We start from the raw sequence: 597 nt of genomic DNA on the forward strand, positions 1-597 counted from the left end.
GCGCCGACGGTACGGCCGCCTTCACGGATAGCGAAGCGCAGGCCTTCTTCCATGGCGATGGGGTTGATCAGCTTGACGGTGATCGACACGTTATCGCCTGGCATGACCATTTCTTTGTCTTCTGGCAGCTCGATGGCGCCGGTGACGTCGGTCGTGCGGAAGTAGAACTGTGGGCGGTAGTTGTTGAAGAACGGGGTGTGGCGGCCGCCCTCGTCCTTGCTCAGCACATACACTTCGGCGGTGAAGTGGGTGTGTGGCTTGATCGAGTTGGGCTTGCACAGCACTTGGCCGCGCTCGACATCTTCACGCTTGGTGCCGCGCAGCAGCAGGCCGACGTTGTCGCCAGCTTGGCCTTGGTCCAGCAGCTTGCGGAACATTTCCACGCCGGTGCAGATGGTCTTTTGCGTATCGCGGATACCGACGATTTCGATTTCTTCGCCGACCTTGATGATGCCGCGCTCGATACGGCCCGTCACCACGGTGCCGCGACCGGAGATCGAGAACACGTCTTCCACGGGCATCAGGAATGCGCCGTCCACAGCGCGCTCTGGCGTGGGGATGTACGTGTCGAGTGCTTCTGCCAGCTTCATGATGGCT

At 61.0% G+C, this 597-nt stretch carries 1 protein-coding gene; it reads right to left on the reverse strand.

Annotated elements, in window-relative coordinates; all coding sequences use genetic code 11:
- Nucleotides 1–597 (reverse strand): EF-Tu/IF-2/RF-3 family GTPase (locus tag RQI28_RS19680; protein WP_311224354.1); only part of this gene is annotated, 597 nt, incomplete at both ends.

Origin of the sequence: Acidovorax sp. WCS2018Noco2-16, assembly GCF_031843945.1 — a bacterium.
Taxonomy (GTDB): domain Bacteria; phylum Pseudomonadota; class Gammaproteobacteria; order Burkholderiales; family Burkholderiaceae_C; genus Paracidovorax.